Origin of the sequence: Micrococcus lylae NBRC 15355, from assembly GCF_001570885.1 — a bacterium.
GTDB lineage: Bacteria > Actinomycetota > Actinomycetes > Actinomycetales > Micrococcaceae > Micrococcus > Micrococcus lylae.
This window is the reverse complement of the sequence record NZ_BCSN01000001.1, coordinates 100,148-116,822: the sequence shown is the minus strand read 5'-3', so window position 1 is coordinate 116,822 and position 16,675 is coordinate 100,148. Positions and strand designations below refer to the sequence as shown.

14 protein-coding genes are annotated in these 16,675 nt (G+C 71.7%); 8 read left to right on the top strand and 6 right to left on the bottom strand.

The annotated features are described in order from the left end of the window. The first annotated feature begins 120 nt into the window (after window positions 1-120). Window positions 121-1,752, top strand: coding sequence for a dolichyl-phosphate-mannose--protein mannosyltransferase (locus MLY01S_RS00495; protein ID WP_067188150.1), 1,632 nt, complete (start codon window positions 121-123; stop codon window positions 1,750-1,752). A gap of 60 nt (window positions 1,753-1,812) precedes the next feature. After that, window positions 1,813-3,669, top strand: a complete 1,857-nt coding sequence (locus tag MLY01S_RS00490; RefSeq protein WP_067188146.1) for an AMP-dependent synthetase/ligase — start codon at window positions 1,813-1,815, stop codon at window positions 3,667-3,669. 101 nt (window positions 3,670-3,770) lie between these two features. Here the strand turns inward: MLY01S_RS00490 and MLY01S_RS00485 are convergent, their stop codons facing one another. Genes MLY01S_RS00485 through MLY01S_RS12890 form a run of 3 tightly spaced genes read right to left on the bottom strand, consistent with a single transcriptional unit; the run spans window position 3,771 to window position 7,406 of the window. Continuing rightward, window positions 3,771-5,249: a TIGR01906 family membrane protein gene (locus MLY01S_RS00485; protein ID WP_067188143.1), complete on the bottom strand. Its 1,479-nt coding sequence runs from the start codon at window positions 5,247-5,249 to the stop codon at window positions 3,771-3,773. A gap of 39 nt (window positions 5,250-5,288) precedes the next feature. Next, window positions 5,289-6,842 carry an adenosylhomocysteinase gene (ahcY, locus tag MLY01S_RS00480; RefSeq protein ID WP_167635484.1) on the bottom strand — a complete coding sequence of 518 codons (1,554 nt, stop codon included), beginning with the start codon at window positions 6,840-6,842 and terminating at the stop codon, window positions 5,289-5,291. Between the two features lie 48 nt (window positions 6,843-6,890). Continuing rightward, window positions 6,891-7,406 carry a DUF3499 domain-containing protein gene (locus MLY01S_RS12890; RefSeq protein WP_082739472.1) on the bottom strand — a complete coding sequence of 172 codons (516 nt, stop codon included), beginning with the start codon at window positions 7,404-7,406 and terminating at the stop codon, window positions 6,891-6,893. Window positions 7,407-7,469: 63 nt separating this feature from the next. Between MLY01S_RS12890 and MLY01S_RS00470 the strand changes: the two genes are divergently transcribed. After that, a complete protein-coding gene (locus MLY01S_RS00470) occupies window positions 7,470-7,988 on the top strand; it encodes a hypothetical protein (RefSeq protein ID WP_135103237.1) in 519 nt (172 codons plus the stop codon). 169 nt (window positions 7,989-8,157) lie between these two features. Here MLY01S_RS00470 and MLY01S_RS00465 read toward each other — a convergent pair whose 3' ends face one another. Both MLY01S_RS00465 and MLY01S_RS12885 read right to left on the bottom strand, forming a co-directional pair. Further along, window positions 8,158-8,922: a hypothetical protein gene (locus MLY01S_RS00465; RefSeq protein ID WP_245232053.1), complete on the bottom strand. Its 765-nt coding sequence runs from the start codon at window positions 8,920-8,922 to the stop codon at window positions 8,158-8,160. A gap of 479 nt (window positions 8,923-9,401) precedes the next feature. Next, entirely contained in the window at window positions 9,402-9,965 is a 564-nt protein-coding gene (locus MLY01S_RS12885) for a WhiB family transcriptional regulator (protein WP_082739471.1), read from the bottom strand. Between the two features lie 218 nt (window positions 9,966-10,183). Between MLY01S_RS12885 and MLY01S_RS00455 the strand changes: the two genes are divergently transcribed. Beyond that, window positions 10,184-10,891, top strand: coding sequence for a hypothetical protein (locus MLY01S_RS00455; protein WP_067188134.1), 708 nt, complete (start codon window positions 10,184-10,186; stop codon window positions 10,889-10,891). Between the two features lie 13 nt (window positions 10,892-10,904). On the opposite strand, the gene MLY01S_RS00450 is transcribed toward MLY01S_RS00455, so the two are convergent. Next, window positions 10,905-11,516 carry a GtrA family protein gene (locus MLY01S_RS00450; protein ID WP_082739470.1) on the bottom strand — a complete coding sequence of 204 codons (612 nt, stop codon included), beginning with the start codon at window positions 11,514-11,516 and terminating at the stop codon, window positions 10,905-10,907. A gap of 389 nt (window positions 11,517-11,905) precedes the next feature. Here MLY01S_RS00450 and MLY01S_RS00445 point away from each other — a divergent pair, with 389 nt between their 5' ends. The 4 genes from MLY01S_RS00445 (at window position 11,906) to manA (ending at window position 16,638) form a co-directional block, all read left to right on the top strand. Further along, window positions 11,906-13,141 (top strand): 5-(carboxyamino)imidazole ribonucleotide synthase, encoded by a 1,236-nt coding sequence (locus tag MLY01S_RS00445; RefSeq protein ID WP_067188131.1) that lies wholly within the window; start codon window positions 11,906-11,908, stop codon window positions 13,139-13,141. Window position 13,142: 1 nt separating this feature from the next. Then, window positions 13,143-13,700, top strand: coding sequence for a 5-(carboxyamino)imidazole ribonucleotide mutase (purE, locus tag MLY01S_RS00440; RefSeq protein ID WP_067188127.1), 558 nt, complete (start codon window positions 13,143-13,145; stop codon window positions 13,698-13,700). Further along, complete coding sequence (locus MLY01S_RS00435; RefSeq protein WP_245232052.1) at window positions 13,697-15,319, top strand: LCP family protein; 1,623 nt, start codon at window positions 13,697-13,699, stop codon at window positions 15,317-15,319. The genes purE and MLY01S_RS00435 overlap by 4 nt, the downstream gene beginning before the upstream one ends. A 74-nt stretch (window positions 15,320-15,393) precedes the next feature. Then, window positions 15,394-16,638 (top strand): mannose-6-phosphate isomerase, class I, encoded by a 1,245-nt coding sequence (gene manA, locus MLY01S_RS00430; protein WP_067188322.1) that lies wholly within the window; start codon window positions 15,394-15,396, stop codon window positions 16,636-16,638. Window positions 16,639-16,675: the final 37 nt, after the last annotated feature.

The following is a 16,675-nucleotide window of genomic DNA, read 5'->3' as shown; positions in this document are numbered from 1 at the left end:
CCGGCAGGGCCGGCCTGTACCCACGGCGTCGTGGCAGGCACAGGCGCGTGCCGTCGTCGTCCAACACTGTCTGCGCCGCACTCTAGCCGCCGCACGCGCCCGGCCCCGTAGCATGGCAGGGTGCCCCGAACCTCCGTCGCCCCGCCCTCCCGTGCCCTGACCGGCGCGCGCGCCGGCGACCCGTTCTCCGAGGCAGCGCTGCGCGCCCGCCTCGACGTGCCGACGGCGGCGATGACGAGATGGGACTGGGTCGTCCCGCTGCTCATCGCGCTGGCGGCGGGCGTCATGCGGTTCACGGCCCTGGACTTCCCGGACCGGCTGGTCTTCGACGAGACCTACTACCCCAAGGACGCCTGGTCCCTGCTCCACTACGGCTATGAGCGCTCCTGGCCGGACGACGTGAACGACGCCTTCGCCGAGGGCACCGCCACCCCGGATCCGGACCCGGCCTATGTGGTGCACCCGCCGCTGGGCAAGTGGCTGATCGGCCTCGGCATGCTGGTGTTCGGCCTGGACAACGGCTACGGCTGGCGCTCGGCCGCAGCCCTGGCCGGCACGCTCTCCGTGCTGCTGACGGTGCTGATCGGCCGCCGCCTGTTCCGTTCGCTCACCCTGGGCGCGCTGGCCGGCGTCCTGCTGGCCACCGAGGGCCACCACCTGATCCTGTCCCGCATCGGGCTGCTGGACATCTTCCTCTCCTTCTTCGTGGTCGCCGCCTTCTGGGCCCTGCTCAAGGACCGCGACGACGGCCGGGCACAGCTGGCGCGCCGCCTCGCCTCCTCGCTCGGCGCGGCGGGGGACCATGCCTGCCGACGACGGCTCCTCGCCTCCGGCCCGCTGCTGGGCTGGCGTCCGTGGCGGCTGGCGGCCGGCCTGCTGCTCGGCGCCGGCTGCGCCGTGAAGCTCTCCGGCCTGGCGTTCATGGCCGTGTTCGGGCTGATGACGGTGCTCTGGGACATGGAGGCCCGCCGCACCGCCGGCATCCGCCACTGGCTGCGCGCCGGCGTCACCCACGACGGCCTGGGTGCATTCCTCGCGGTGGTGGGCGGCGGCCTGGCCGTCTACCTGGCGTCCTGGACCGGGTGGTTCCTCAGCTCGGACGGCTACTACCGCCAGTGGGGCGCCGAGAACCCGCCGAGCGCCTGGTGGGAGCACCTGCTGCCGGACGCGCTGCGCTCGCTCATCCACTACCACCAGGAGTCCACGAACTTCCACGAGGGCCTCACCAGTCCCCACGACTACGCCTCCAGCCCCTGGACGTGGCCCTTCATGGGACGGCCCGTCAGCTACTTCTACGAAGGCGGCGATCCGGGCGAGGCGCCCTGCATCGGCATGGACGTCACGTGCTCCTCCGCCATCACGGACATCGCCAACCCCCTCCTCTGGTGGTCCGGTCTGGTGGCCGTGCTGGTGAGCCTGTGGCTCTGGATCGCGCGGCGGGACTGGCGCGCCGGCGCCCTGCTGGGGGCGTATCTCGCCGGCCAGGTGGTCTGGTTCCTGTGGCCGGAGCGCACCATGTTCTTCTTCTACACGGTGGCCTACGAGCCGTTCCTGGTGCTCATGGTGGTCCTGATGCTGTCTGTGCTGCTGCGTCCCGGCGGCCGGCTCGGACGGCGGGGCGGCGCCCTGATCATCGTCGCGTACACGCTCCTGGTGCTCGCCGTCTCCGTGTTCTTCCTTCCCCTCTGGACCGGCGAGGTCCTCCCCTACGAGCACTGGCGCTGGCGCATGTGGTTCGCCAGCTGGATCTGAGCCCCTCCGGGGCCGCTGCTGCTACGCAGATCACTCCGGGTGTCTGTAGGCTCTGTACCTGTGCAGAAGCCCACTAGCCTGACCGAGACCTCGACTGCCCTCGCCGCCGACCTGCCGGAGGACAGCAACATCACGGACCTCGTCCTGTCCTCCCAGGCCGAGGCCCCCCACGCCCCCGTGTACGCGGTGCCCAACGGCGCCGGCGGCTGGCTGGACGTGAGCTTCTCCGCCTTCCTGGACCAGGTCCGCAGCGTCGCCCGCGGCCTCATCGCCCGGGGTGTGGAGCCGGGCGACCGCGTGGCGATCTTCGCGCCCACCAGCTACGAGTGGGCAGTCCTGGACCAGGCGATCTGGTTCGCCGGCGCGATCTCCGTGCCGATCTACGAGACCTCCTCCGCCCACCAGGTCGAGCACATCCTCTCCGACTCCGGGACCACGCTGGTCGCCTGCGGCACCGCCTCGCACGAGAAGACCACCCAGCGCGCCGCCCTGGACGGCGGCCTGGAGGTCTCCACCTTCCAGCTGTCCGGCGCCGGCCTGGACGAGCTCACCGCCGGCGGCACGGACGTGGACGACGCGACCCTGGAGGCCGCCCGTTCCGCCGCGGACCTCGACGACGTCGCCTCGCTGGTCTACACCTCCGGGACCACCGGCAAGCCCAAGGGCGCCATGATCACCCACCGCAACTTCGCGGCGGGGGGCCTGAACGTGCTCGCGTTCGCCCACGAGGTCGTGGCCTGGAAGGAGTCCGGGCACAACTCCCGCACGCTGATGTTCCTGCCGTTGGCCCATGTGCTGGCCCACGCCGTGCAGGTCATCTGCCTCGTCGGCCGCATCCAGATCGCCCACACCCCCTCCATGGGCACGCTCACCCGGGACCTGGCCTCCTTCCGCCCGAACTGGCTGTTGGCCGTGCCCCGCGTGTTCGAGAAGCTGGAGGCCGGTGTGGCCACCAAGGCCAAGAACGCCGGGCAGGAGAAGGTCTTCGACGCCGCCCGCACCACCGCGATCGCCTATTCGAAGGCCCAGGAGGACGCCGCACGCGGCACGGGCTCCGGGCCGTCCTTGGCACTGAGGGCCAAGCGCGCCGTGTTCGACCGCCTCGTGTTCGCCAAGCTGCGCGCGGCCCTCGGCGGGGCTGTGGAGTACTCGGTGTCCGGCGCCTCCGCCCTGGACCCGGAGCTGGCCCACTTCTTCCGCGGCGCCGGCCTGCCGATCATGGAGGGCTACGGCCTCACCGAGACCACCGCACCGGCCACCGTGAACATCCCCACCGCCATGCGCATGGGCACGGTGGGCCTGCCCGTGGCCGGCGCCACCGTGCGCATCTCCGAGGACTCCGAGGTGCTCGTCAAGGGTCCCATCGTGTTCAAGGGCTACTGGGAGAACGATCAGGCCACCGCCGAGTGCTTCGACGACGACGGCTACTTCCTCACCGGGGACCTCGGCACGCTCGACGAGGACGGCTACCTGTCCATCGTGGGCCGCAAGAAGGAGCTCATCGTCACCGCCGGCGGCAAGAACGTCTACCCCACCCCCATGGAGGAGGGGCTGCGCCGCGATCGCCTGGTCAACCACGTGGTGGTGGTCGGTGAGAACCGCCCCTATGTGGGTGCCCTCATCACCCTGGACCCCGAGGCCCTGGCCGAATGGTGCAAGGACAACGGCCGCGGCGAGATGAGCATGTCCGAGGCCGCCCAGGACGACCAGGTCCGTGCCGCCGTCCAGGAGGCTGTGGACCGGATCAACGAGGGCGTCTCCCGCGCCGAGTCCATCCGCAAGTTCGTGATCCTGGACCACGAGCTGTCCGAGGAATCCGGCCACGTGACCCAGTCCATGAAGCTCAAGCGCAGCACCGTGATGGAGGACTTCGAGGCGGAGGTGGAGGCCCTCTACGGCCCGCGCAAGAAGGCCTGATGCAGAAAGACAAGCGGGCCCCGCACCGATCGTCTCGATGCGGGGCCTGATCGTGTGCGGGGCCGGCTGCCGGCCCGCGCCGGGTGGACGGCGTCGAGAGGTCAGCCGACCTCGACGTTGTCCTCGCGGTACCAACGGCCACGGGTCGCCTCCAGCTGCAGGCGGCGGTCCCAGGCGGCCTCGCGGCGGCGACGGGTCGGGGCCGTGACGATCAGCGTGACCACGGCGACCAGCAGCGAGACCAGGGCGATGGCGATCGCCGCGTCGATCCAGAACTGGCCCGGGTACAGGCGGATCAGACCGTCGTTGGCCGCGAAGGTCCACGTCCCGTCCGCGAAGAACAGCTGGTGGAAGCCGGCGAACAGGCCCTCCCAGCCGAGGACGCCGAGCACGGCGAGCACCAGCACGGCCACGATGAACCACAGCGCCCCGGCGAACAGGGCACGGCGCACGCCGCCCGGGGAGTTCTTCACCAGGTAGGCGATCAGCAGGGCGCAGACGACCGCCAGGACGACGCCCACGGCCATGGTGACCAGCATGACCACCTTGACGTCCACCATGTGCGCGACCTCCGCCTCGGTGAACACCGGGTCTCCGTCCGCCTGCAGCTGGTGCAGGTAGCGGGCGCCGGCGGCGTTGAACAGGAAGTCGAGGCCGGCCGAGCCGTAGTGCAGACGGTCCTGGAGGGAGAAGCCGTACTGGTCCTCCGGGAAGCCCGGGCGGTGGTACTCCAGCCACAGGAACACCGGCGAGGCCACCAGGCGGACCACGCCGATCAGCAGCACGATCGGGGCGAGGATCGCCAGCAGGGTCTGCGCGATGCGCGGGCCGGTGACGGGCAGACGGCCGTCCGGGTCGCGCTGGGTGCGGGAGAACGCCTGGGTGGCCACTCCCCCGGCGCCGGCGACGGCCATCGGGGCGTGCGCGCCCCCGCGGTCGTAGGCGCCGCGCTCGGCCAGCTGGTCCTGCGAGTACGGCTCGTCACGGTCAGTGGAGGTCGCCCACGGACGCTCCGTGCGCTCGGCACGGACGTCGCGCTCGGCGTGGACGTCACGGCCGTCCCGGCGCTCGTCCACGGTGTCCATGACCCCGGTCGGGTAGCCGGACCCGCCCTCCGGCGGCACCGGGGCCGAGGCCGCCACCGGACGGGTGGCCACCACGTCACGCTCGCCGGCGGCGCGGCCCGCGGTGTCCTGACGGCGCAGCTCGTCGATGTCCTCGCGGCTCAGGGACGCCGTGGACTGGTGGTCCTCCTCGTCGGCCCACCCGGAACCGTCCTCGCGGTCCTCGCGGGACAGCACCATGGTCTCGTTCTCCTCGCCGGAGGCGCCCCCACGCGGCAGGGCCACGGTCTCCTCGTCACCGGATGCCGAGCGGTCGGTGCGGTCGCCGCCGGAGGCGAGCGAGCCGTCGTCGTGGTCCTCCCGCGGCAGGGCCACGGTGCGGTTCGGGTCCTGGTCCGCGTCGTCCTCGATGAAGGCGCCGTAGTCCAGGCCGGACTCGAACTCGGAGGACTCGGCGGTCTGCTCGCCCTCCTTCTTGCCGAACGGCCGACGGCCGCCGGATGCGGTGGAGCTCATGGGGATCCCTCCTGGGGAAGTGGAAGCGGGTCGGGGGGCTCAGTAGCGGTAGTGGTCGGCCTTGTACGGACCGGCCACGTCCACGCCGAGGTACTCGGCCTGGACCTTGGTCAGCTCGGTCAAGCCCACGCCCAGGGCGTCCAGGTGCAGGCGCGCGACCTTCTCGTCCAGGATCTTCGGCAGGGTGTACACCTGCTTCTCGTAGTGGTCGCCGGTCAGGGCGCCGGTGCCGGCGGAGCCGCCGAACAGCTCGATCTGCGCCATCACCTGGTTGGTGAAGGACGCGGACATCACGAAGCTCGGGTGGCCGGTGGCGTTGCCCAGGTTCAGCAGACGGCCCTCGGAGAGCACGATGATCGAACGCTCAGCGTCCGAGCCGGCGTCGAAGGTCCACTCGTGCACCTGCGGCTTGATCTCCGTCTTGACCGTGTTCGGCAGGCGGTGGAGGCCGGCCATGTCGATCTCGTTGTCGAAGTGGCCCACGTTGCCGACGATCGCCTTGTCCTTCATCGCCGTCATGTGCTCGGCCATGATGATGTCCTTGCCGCCGGTGGTAGTGATGAAGATGTCACCGGCGGACACCACATCCTCGAGGCGGGCCACCTGGAAGCCGTCCATGGCGGCCTGCAGCGCGCAGATCGGGTCGATCTCGGTGACGATCACACGGGCACCCTGGCCGCGCAGGGCCTCGGCGGCGCCCTTGCCCACGTCGCCGTAGCCGCAGACCACGGCCACCTTTCCGCCGATCAGCACGTCCGTGGCACGCATGATGCCGTCCGGCAGGGAGTGGCGGATGCCGTACTTGTTGTCGAACTTGGACTTGGTGACCGAGTCGTTGACGTTGATGGCCGGGAACAGCAGCCGCCCGTCCTGGGCCAGCTGGTACAGGCGCAGCACACCGGTGGTGGTCTCCTCGGACACGCCGCGGACCGTCTTCGCGGTGCGGGTCCAGTGCTGCGGGTCCTCCGCCAGGCGACGGCGCAGGGTCTGGAGGATGATCCGGTACTCCTCCGGGTCGTCCTCCGTGGCGGACGGCACGGCACCGGCGGCCTCGAACTCCACGCCCTTGTGGAGCAGCAGGGTGGCGTCGCCGCCGTCGTCCAGGATCACGTTCGGGCCCAGCTGCGGGTCCTCCGCCGCCCCCGGCCAGGTCAGGATCTGGGAGGCGGTCCACCAGTAGTCCTCCACAGACTCGTTCTTCCAGGCGAACACCGGCACGCCCTGCGGGTCCTCGGGGGTGCCCGAGCCTACGACGACGGCGGCCGCGGCCTCGTCCTGGGTGGAGAAGATGTTGCAGGAGGCCCAGCGGACCTCGGCGCCCAGAGCGGTCAGGGTCTCGATGAGCACGGCGGTCTGCACGGTCATGTGCAGGGAGCCGGCAATGCGGGCGCCGGCCAGCGGCTGGGACTCGCCGTACTCCTCGCGCAGGGCCATCAGGCCCGGCATCTCGTGCTCGGCCAGGCGGATCTGGTGGCGGCCTGCCTCGGCGAGCGCGAGGTCACGGACCACGAAGTCGAAGTCCGCACCGGGCACGGTGGTGCGGTTGGAGTACTGCGGGTCGACGTCAGGCGTGGCAGCGGTGGTCTCAGTCATACGGACCAGCCTACGTCCGAGGCGCCTGTGAACGCGCGGGGCGCGGACTCAGTCGGTCTCCTCCGAGCCGCGGATCACACGCAGCCCGCCACGGCCGGGACGGGCCGGACCGTCCGGGCCGCCCAGCGAGGGGCGCGGAGCCTGCTCGCCGTCCGCCGTCGGCCGGGATGCGGCCGGCCGGGACGGGGCGGCATCGGTGACGGACGTGGCGGAGGAGGCGGGGCCGTCGTCGTGGGTCTCCTGCTGGTCCTGACCGCGCGGCGGGACGGCCGAGGACGCCGTGGGCGTGAGCGGCCGGGCGGTGCGCTGCGGGCGCAGCGCGTTGGCGACCGCGAGCAGGTCGTCCGGGCCCGGGACCGGCTCGTAGCGCTCCGGCAGCTCCAGACGCAGGATCTCCCAGCCTTTCGGGGCCGTCATGGCCGCGGCGTGCTCGCCGCAGAGGTCATAGGTGTGCGGCTCGGCGCGGCGCGAGAGCGGGCCGATGACCATCGCCGAGTCGGCATAGTTGTACGTCAGGGTGGCCAGCGCGTTCCGCTGGCACCCCGTCTTGCTGCATCGACGCATGGCTCCCACGGCGCACCACCCTACTCGGGATCGGGCGCGGCGCGGATGACCTAGCCTGTGGCCATGTCCGATTCGCCGTTCACGCCGCTCGAGTTCTCCGCGCAGCCGCGGGAGGAGTCTGCGGCCGGTGGGGAGGAGTCTGCGGCCGGCGGCGTGCCGTGGAGGTCCCGGGACCGGCACGGACGCGGGCTGCGCCACCCGCTGCCGCTGGGACGGCGGGCGCGGCGGACCCGGCAGGACCGGCTGGAGACGGCGGTGGAGAAGGCCGTGGAGAAGATCGGCGGGCTCGGCGAGCCGGCGCTGATCGGGATGGTGGTGCGGGTGCAGCGGATCCCGGACCACGCGGACGGGCTGCTGCGGGAGCTGAGGGCGGGGATGCCGCCCGGGCCGGAGCGGCTGTGGGCGAGCGTGGGACGGCGCGGCGACGGCACGCTGGTGGTGACCCTGCATGAGCGACCCATCCTCTCGGCCGTGGAGTCGGACGAGCTGGACACGGCGGTGTACGCGACCGTGCTGGCCCGGTGCGCGGAGGAGATCGGCCGGGACCCGGAGCAGCTCGACCCTGGCTGGGGCAGCCTCTGAGCTGGGCCCTTGTGGTGTGGGGGACGTTGTGGGGGACCACTTTGGGGATACAACACGGTGTTGAGACCGAAGAACGTGACCGTGTCTGCCCCTCACTTTCACGTGGTCCGAGAGATGCCGGGCCGGAGAGACGCCGGGTCTCTCCCGCTCGCGGGTCCGGCCGAAGCCCTCACGTCTTCCCCCACGAATCCCGATGCCGCCGCACCTGCCGGATGAACGATCGGAAGCCCTCGCGCTGGTCGTCCACGTTGGCCTTGAGCGTCCGCCATCCTCTCTCGGCGGCGTACCGGTCACGCCGAACGTCACGCGTCTGCTGCTCGGCCGTGCGGTGTCCGGCGCCCTCGTACTGCATGGCGAGCCTGCAGTCCTCGTAGCCGAGGTCGGTCTCCGGGGAGTCCTCATCGTCTGGGTCGATCGGACATTGCAGTTCGGGTTCGGGAAGGCCTGCGCGGAGGAGGGCGAGCCGCAGCTTCGTCTCCGGCGGAGCATCGGCGCCGACTCGCACGAGTTCCAGGGCGTCTTTGGCAAGACGCTTCCCCTTGAACTGTCCCACCTGATCGACCGCCTGCCTGATCTGTTCCACGGTGCTGAGCGGAGGCAGACGTCCACCCGGATGCCAGGGATGCTTCACCAGGTGGTCTCCGGCCGCCACGAGGTCGTCCAGCAACCACGGGTAGCCGAGGGCGCAGAGGTCCAGCCACGTGCGCTCGAGAGTGGTGACCCGCAGTCCGTGGACCTCGGTGACGTGCAGGGCATCCAGCTTCCTCCGGTGGTCCACCACACCACTGCGGCGGATCCGCTTCGTGCCCTTCGGCAGGGTGATGTGGACGGGCGGGAGATCGCTGGTCCGGTAGCCGCTCGGGTCTCGGTGGTGCCACGGAGCATGGGGCATCGGGATCCCGTGCAGGTGTGCCGCAGTCTCATGGGAGAGCACCCCCGAAGGATGAAGAGTGAGCAAGGCCGCCAGGAAGTCCGGAAGGGTCCGGTGACCAGGCTCCGGCAGGCCCAGGCTCTGCCAGCTGCGGAGAGTCGCGTCCCTGCGCAGGTAGATCCCGTGGTCCAGATGTTCGAGGTCCTGTGCACGCAGCCGTTCGGAGCTGAGCCCGGACGCCCGCACGTCACGGCTGGTGATGATCGCCGGAAGGCCGTCGTCGAGAGGTCGTGGAAAACTGCCCATGCCCCACACAGTGGCGGGCAGGCAGGCGGCTGCGCCTCGGGTGCAGCCTCATCTGTGGATGGATCCCGGCGATCGGTCGGCTGTGGAGGACCGGTCGGCTGTGAAGGAACCGACCCCATGACGAGCGCGGCCCCCGGCACCGGCGCGGCGAGAGTGAGGAACAGACACGGTCACGTTCTTCGATCTCAACACCGTGTTGTATCCCCAAAACGCAAAGGGGAGCTGAGGGGCAGAGATCAGCCCTGCTGCATCTTCCGCAGCCGGCGGCGCTCGCGCTCGGACAGGCCGCCCCAGATGCCGAAGCGCTCGTCGTTGGCCATCGCGTAGTCCAGGCACTCCTGGCGCACCGGGCACGCACCGCAGACCTTCTTGGCGTCACGGGTGGAGCCGCCCTTCTCCGGGAAGAACGCCTCCGGGTCGGTCTGCGCGCACAGGGCGTCCACCTGCCAGGCGAGCTCGCCCTCGATCTCGGCCGGCTCCATGGCCAGCGGCAGCACCTGCCACGGGTCGTCCTTCAGGGACGGGGCACCCTTCGGCTGCTGCGGGGCGGAAGTCGGGAACAGGGCAGTGACGGTGCCGGCCTGCGGCTCCTGCCCCTGCTGCGCGTCCTCGCCGTCCTCGTCCAGCCCGTGGGCGGTGAGGAACGCGGTGGCCTGGTCCTCGAGCGAGGCCTCCTGCCACCGGCCGGCGTGCGGATCCGCCGGGTCGATGAACCAGTCAGCGGGGACGCTCCGGTCAGGGGACGCGGCGGGCGCAGAGACGCTGCGCCGGACGTCCTCGACTCGTTGCGTGTTCTCCATGACAGGACCCTCCCGGAGGCTTGCACGTGTGTGGTTGGCGGGCGACCACCACACGGCATCTGCATGCCGGCATCGACACCGGGAACACCCGGCCGGATCGCCTCTCGACGTCCACAATTACACCGGTGTAACTCCCCGTTCGTCAAGCCAGGGCCGGGCCTCGACCAGCACCCCCGAACCCCTGTGGCGGACCCTTCCGGACATGCCACACTGGCCACATGATCGCCTTGTCACGCCCCGATTCGAACGCCCCGCTCGCCCGTCGGCTGGAGGCCACCGCCAGGCCGGTGCTGATCCATCTTCCGGGCTCGGCCGACGCGGACTCCGGTGTGGACGCCCGCATCGAGGTCTCCGGATCGGTGCTGATGACGTGGGCCGCCAAGACGGCCGCGCTCTGCGCCGCCGAGGACCTCGACGACGGCACCCGCCTCCGCCTGGACCTGCCCGTGCACTGGATGTCCCTGGCGGTCGCCTTCGGCGCCGTCTGCGCCGGCGTTCAGCCGGCCTTCACCGGCATCGACGGCCAGGCCCCGGAGGACGTGGACGCCGTCGTCGCCGAGGACGCCGCCGCTCCGGTGCCGGCCGGTGCGCTCGGGCTGCGCCTGGCCCTGCCACGCGACCTCTCCCCCGTGCGCGCGCACCCGGACGAGGTGTCCGCCGCGGACGTGGACATGGCCGAGGCTCTGCTCGGCGAGGCCGACCGCTTCGCGGACACACCCCGGGTGCCCGCTGCGGCGTCCCTCGCGGACCCCGCCGCCGAGGCCGAGGACGTCCTGCACGTGCCCGGCGCTGCCGTGCTGGCCCGCGGCCCGCTCCAGGCCCGTCACCTGGCCGCCGCCCTGCAGGCCTGGGACGAGGGCCGAGCCGTGGTGGTCTGCGCCGGTGACCTCGCCGCCGCGGCCCGCGAGGCCGGCTTCTCGGCCTGAGCCGCCCCGCCGCTCAGGCCGCTGGGCGCTGGGGGCGGTTCGCGGTCGCCCGCGAGGGGTCCCGCTCCACGGCGTGCGGGTTCTCGGCGGTCGCGGCCGGGACGTCCTCAGGCTGCTGGGTCACATACGGCATCTGGCCGGTGATGACGGCGATGTCGCGTTCGTAGCCGGGCTCGGTGTCCAGCTCCTCGCGGAACACCCAGAAGCGGTAGGCGAAGTAGCGGAAGACGGTGCCGAAGAACAGGCCCACCACGTTGCCGGCGATGAACAGGCTGGTCCTGTCCGTCAGGCCCATGCCGTACTGCGCGATGAACACACAGCCGGCCTGGATGCCGAGGCCGATCGCGTTCATGATCAGGAACATCACGAGCTCACGCACCACGTTGTTCTGGCGGCGGTGGCGGAAGGTCCAGAAGCGGTTGGCCACCCAGCTGAACAGGGTGGCGACCACGCCGGCCACGATCTTGGCCTTGACGTTGGAGCCCTCCAGGGGGCCGGACATCATCCAGAGGAAGACGGCGGAGTCCACAACGAAGGCGGCGGCGCCGACCGTGCCGAACTTGGCGACCTCGCGCCAGAGCAGGGACACAAGGCCGGTGAAGCGGCGCCACAGGTTCGTCAGCATGGAAGGAGGGGTCCTCAGGTCGACAGCAGTGTTCCGCAGTGGGGCGTGTCCGTCGGCGGAGTCGGTCCTCGGCCGGCGACGCCCCTTCCGCGTCGCACCCGCTCACCGCCAGGGCTCTGGTCGGTCCGGCGCAGGGCCGTTCGGACGCGGGCGTGTGGACGAGTGTAAGCCGTCGCAGGACCTGCGCGGGCATGACCTGCACTTCATGGGGGCAGACTCCCAGCACATCCGCAGACAACACGCGACGCCGCTCACGCGGCACCGCGCCCCAGGTCACGACGACGGCCGCCGGCCTTCCGTCCGTGCCGCCCGTGCCGCCTGTCCCGGACACCCGGAGCAGACCCCGTCGCTGTGATCGGATTCCCAGCCGACGCCGCTAGCCTGGGGGCGTGACTTCTCCGACTTCTCCTCGACTCGGTGTGATCGGCGGCGGCCAGCTGGCGCGGATGATGGCCGGCCCGGCTGCCGAACTCGGCGTCCGCTTCAGCGTCCTGGCCGAGGCCCCCGACGCCTCCGCCGCCCAGGTTGCCCCGCACACGGTGGGCGACCACGCGGACCTGGAGGCGCTGCGCGCCTTCGCCCGGACGGTCGACGTGATCACGTTCGACCATGAGCACGTCCCCACCGAGCACCTGCGCGCCCTCGAGGAGGAGGGCGTCGCCGTGCGCCCCGGGCCGGACGCCCTGCAGTACGCGCAGGACAAGCTGGCCATGCGCGCCGCGATCGAGGAGCTCGGCCTGCCGAACCCGGCCTGGGCCCCGGTCTCGGACGTGGACGAGATCCTCGCGTTCGGCGCCGAGCACGGCTGGCCGATGATCCTGAAGACCCCGCGCGGCGGCTACGACGGCAAGGGCGTGCTCAGGCTCGACTCCGCCGAGGACGTCCGCTCCTCCGCCGCGGACGGGACCCTGGGCACCTGGCTCGGCGCCGGCATCGCCCCGCTGCTGGCCGAGGAGTTCGTCCCCTTCACCCGCGAACTCTCCGCCCAGGTCGCCCGCACGCCCTCCGGCGAGCTCAAGTCCTACCCGGTGGTGGACTCGGTGCAGACGAACGGCGTCTGCGACCTGGTCACCGCCCCGGCCCAGGACCTCTCCGACGAGCTGGCCGAGGCCGCCGCCTCCGCCGCCAGGGCCATCGCCGAGCGACTCGGCGTGACCGGCATGCTGGCCGTGGAGATGTTCCAGACCGGCGAGGGCGCAGACGGCTTCCAGGTCAACGAGCTGGCGATGCGCCCGCACAACTCCGGCCACTGGTCCATGGACGGCGCCGTCACCGGCCAGTTCGAGCAGCATGTGCGCGCGGTCCTGGACCTGCCGCTGGGGGACGTCTCCCTCCACGGCGAGGCCGTGGTGATGAAGAACCTGCTCGGCGGCGCCAACGAGGACCTGTATGCCGAGGTGCCCCACGCGCTGGGCTCCTTCCCGGAGGCCAAGGTGCACCTGTACGGCAAGGGCGTCCGCCCGGGCCGCAAGCTCGGCCACGTGAACGTGGTCGTCCGCACTTCCGCGGACCTGCCGCACGCCGTGGAGGCCGCCGAGGCGGCCGTCGCCCGGATCCGTGACGGCGGCACCCCGGGCGCCGGCACCCCGTCCGTCCCCTCGACCGTTGCAGCACAGGAGGCCTGACATGACCGCCGCCGAGAACAGCTACACCCGTCCCCTGCAGGAGACCCCGGCCCAGGTGGCCGTGGTGATGGGATCGGACTCGGACTGGCCCGTGATGCGCGCCGCCGCGGACGTGCTCGGCGAGCTGGGCGTCCCGGTGGAGGTCGGCGTGGTCTCCGCCCATCGCATGCCCCATGAGATGGTCGAGTTCGGCGCGACGGCGCACGAGCGCGGCATTCGTGTGATCATCGCCGGCGCCGGAGGCGCCGCCCACCTGCCGGGCATGCTCGCCTCCGTCACACCGCTGCCGGTGATCGGCGTGCCGGTGCGCCTGAAGAACCTGGACGGCCTGGACTCCCTGCTGTCGATCGTGCAGATGCCCGCAGGGGTCCCGGTGGCCACGGTGTCGGTGGACGGCGCCAAGAACGCAGGCCTGCTGGCCGCCCGCATGCTGGGGGCCGGCGAGGGCGAGGAGGCCGCCGCCCTGCGCGAGCGGCTGGTGGCCTTCGCCGCGGACCTGAAGGCCCAGGCGCAGGCGAAGGGCGCCCGCCTGCATGACGAGGTGGCGACCGGCTCGTGAACGCGCAGCTGACCGACCGGCCCGAGACCCTGGGGACGGACCGCGACCCGGTCCGCGACCCCCGCACGGCCACCGCCCCGGAGCGCACGAAGCGCTCCGCGATCCTCCTGCTGCTGACGTTGCTGGTCCCGGGCGGTGCCCAGGTGGTGGCCGGCAACCGGCGGCTGGGGCGTGCGGCACTGCGCGTGACGATGACGGTCTGGGCGGCCCTGCTGGTCTGCCTGCTGATCTCCTTCGTGGCCCGCGGCTGGCTGCTGAACATGCTGGCGAACCCCGTGGTGCTCGGCGTCCTCGCCGTGGTGCTGCTGGTCCTGGCCCTCGGCTGGCTGGTGCTCTGGGTGGACACGTTCCGCCTGATCACCGTGAGCCAGCTCGCCCCCGGTGCGAAGATCCTGACGGTGGCCGCCACGATCCTCGCGCTGGTCGTCACCACCGGCGGCCTGACGTACGGCGCCTACCTGACGAACGCCGGCCGCACCTCGATCGGCAAGATCTTCGGCGACGGCCCGAAGGTCCCTTCCCAGGACGGCCGCTACAACTTCCTGGTGATGGGCGGCGACGCCGGCGAGGGCCGCGTCGGGCTGCGTCCGGACTCGATCCACGTGGTCTCCATCAACGCACGGACCGGCGCCACCATGCTGTTCTCCATCCCCCGCAACTTCCAGAACGCCCAGTTCACCGAGGACTCGCCGCTCTGGGACGTCTACCCGGACGGCTACAACTGCGGCGACGAGTGCATCATCAACGCCCTCTACGTGGACGTCACGAACAATCACAGCGACCTCTACCCCGGCGCCGAGGACCCCGGCGCCGAGGCGATGGTGGACGCCGCCGGCGGAATCCTGGGCCTGGACATGTCCGGCTACGTGCTCGTGGACATGGGCGGCTTCTCCCAGCTGATCGACGCGATGGGCGGCATCACCCTGACCTCCGGCGGCTGGGTCACACACCGCGGCGAGCGCCCGGACGGCCAGTGGGGCAACGCCTGGTGGGGACCGGGCACGCACGAGCTGGACGGCAAGAACGCCCTGGCCTTCGCCCGCTCCCGAAAGTACTCCACCGACTACTCCCGCATCCGCCGCCAGCAGTGCATGCAGCAGGCGATGCTCCAGCAGTTCTCCCCCCGCACCGTCCTCGCCCGTTTCGAGGAGATCATGGACGCCGGCGAGCAGATCGTGGAGACGAACCTGCCGCAGTCCCAGCTCGGCACCTTCGTGGACCTGGGCGAGAAGGCGCGGGGCAAGAAGATGCAGCGCCTCACCATCGGCGCCCCGGACTTCGGCGACGCCGGAGACAAGTTCTCCACCTTCCCGGACTTCGAGCAGATCCATGAGCGTGTGGGGCAGATGATGGAGGAGGACGGCACTCCTGTGGAGCCCGGCGCCGAGGCGCAGTCTCCGGCCGGCGCCGCCCTGCCGCTGCTCACCGGCACCGCCCCGGAGCCCTCCGTGGCCCCGGAGGTGGACGAGGACGACCCGGACACCTGGCCCGCCGCCCCCACTGACTACGAGGGGATGGAGATCACCGAGGAGACCCTCATGCAGTGGGAGGACGCCGGCCTCGAGAAGGCGCTCCTCCACGCCTCCTCGACCAACCACCTGTGCGCCCCCGGCCGCTGACCGCTCCGGGTCGCCCGGACGGCGCCCCGGCGGTCACGGAGACCCCCGACGCGGCGTCGGCTACCCTGGGGACCATGCTTCGACTGCACTCCCCCATCCGCGACTACGCCTGGGGCTCCACCACCCTGCTCGCCGCCCTCCAGGGCCGCGAGCCCTCGGGCGCGCCCGAGGCGGAGATGTGGCTGGGCGCCCACCCGGCGGCCCCGTCCGAGGTCGAGACGGGTACAGGCGAGCGGGTGACCCTGGACCGTCTGATCGCCCAGGGCCCGGAGCGCCATCTGGGCGAGGCGGCCCGCTTCGGGCGCCTGCCGTACCTGATGAAGCTGCTGGCGGCAGGCCGCCCGCTGTCCATCCAGGCGCATCCGACCCTCGAGCAGGCCCGGGAGGGCTTCGCGGCCGAGGAGGCGGCCGGCACGCCCCTCGACGCCCCGGAGCGCAACTACAAGGACGACAATCACAAGCCCGAGATGGTCGTGGCGCTGACGCCGTTCTCCGCGCTGTGCGGCTTCCGCCGTCCGGAGGAGTCGCAGCTGACGTTCGAGCGCATCGCCCAGGTGATGACGGAGTACGCGGACGGCAACGCCACCGAGGTGGCCCTGGCCGCCCGTCACCTGGCCGTGCTGCTCGCCGACGGGGACGTGACCGGCGCGTTCGCCGAGATCCTCGACCCCGAGTCGATCTGGTCCCGCGGCGGCACCGCCGAACTCGTGGAGGCCCTCACAGGCATGCAGGACCTGATCCTGCACGACGACGCCATCGTCACCGCCCTCGAGGCCGCCGAGCACTTCCCGGACGACCCGGGTGTGCTCGTCACCCTGCTGCTGAACCGCGTGGACCTGATGCCGGGTCAGGCCGTGCACCTGCCGGCCGGCAACGTGCACGCCTACCTGCACGGCCTGGGCGTGGAGATCATGGCCGCGTCGGACAACGTCCTGCGCGGCGGCCTGACTCCGAAGCACGTGGACGTCGCGGAGCTGACCCGCATCGTCACCTTCGACCCGCTGCCGGTCCCCTACACGAACCCGGAGCCGGTGGGCCAGGGCACCGTCCGCTACCGCCCTCCGTTCGAGGAGTTCGCCCTCACCCAGCTCACCGCCGAGGGGGCCGACGCCCCTGCCCCCGCCGTCCTGCACGGCCCGGCCATCGCCGTCGGCACCAAGGGCACCGCCGAGGTCTGCTGCGGGGACGAGCGCACCACGCTCGCCCCCGGCGAGGCCGTGTTCCTCTCCGCCGAGCAGACCGCCGCCGCCCCGTTCGAGGTGCGCTCCGGCGACGGTGAGAACACCACGGTCTACGTCGCGTCGATGCCGGCCGACTGACCTCTTTCCCTCCCGACGACGGCCCGCACCCTCGCCC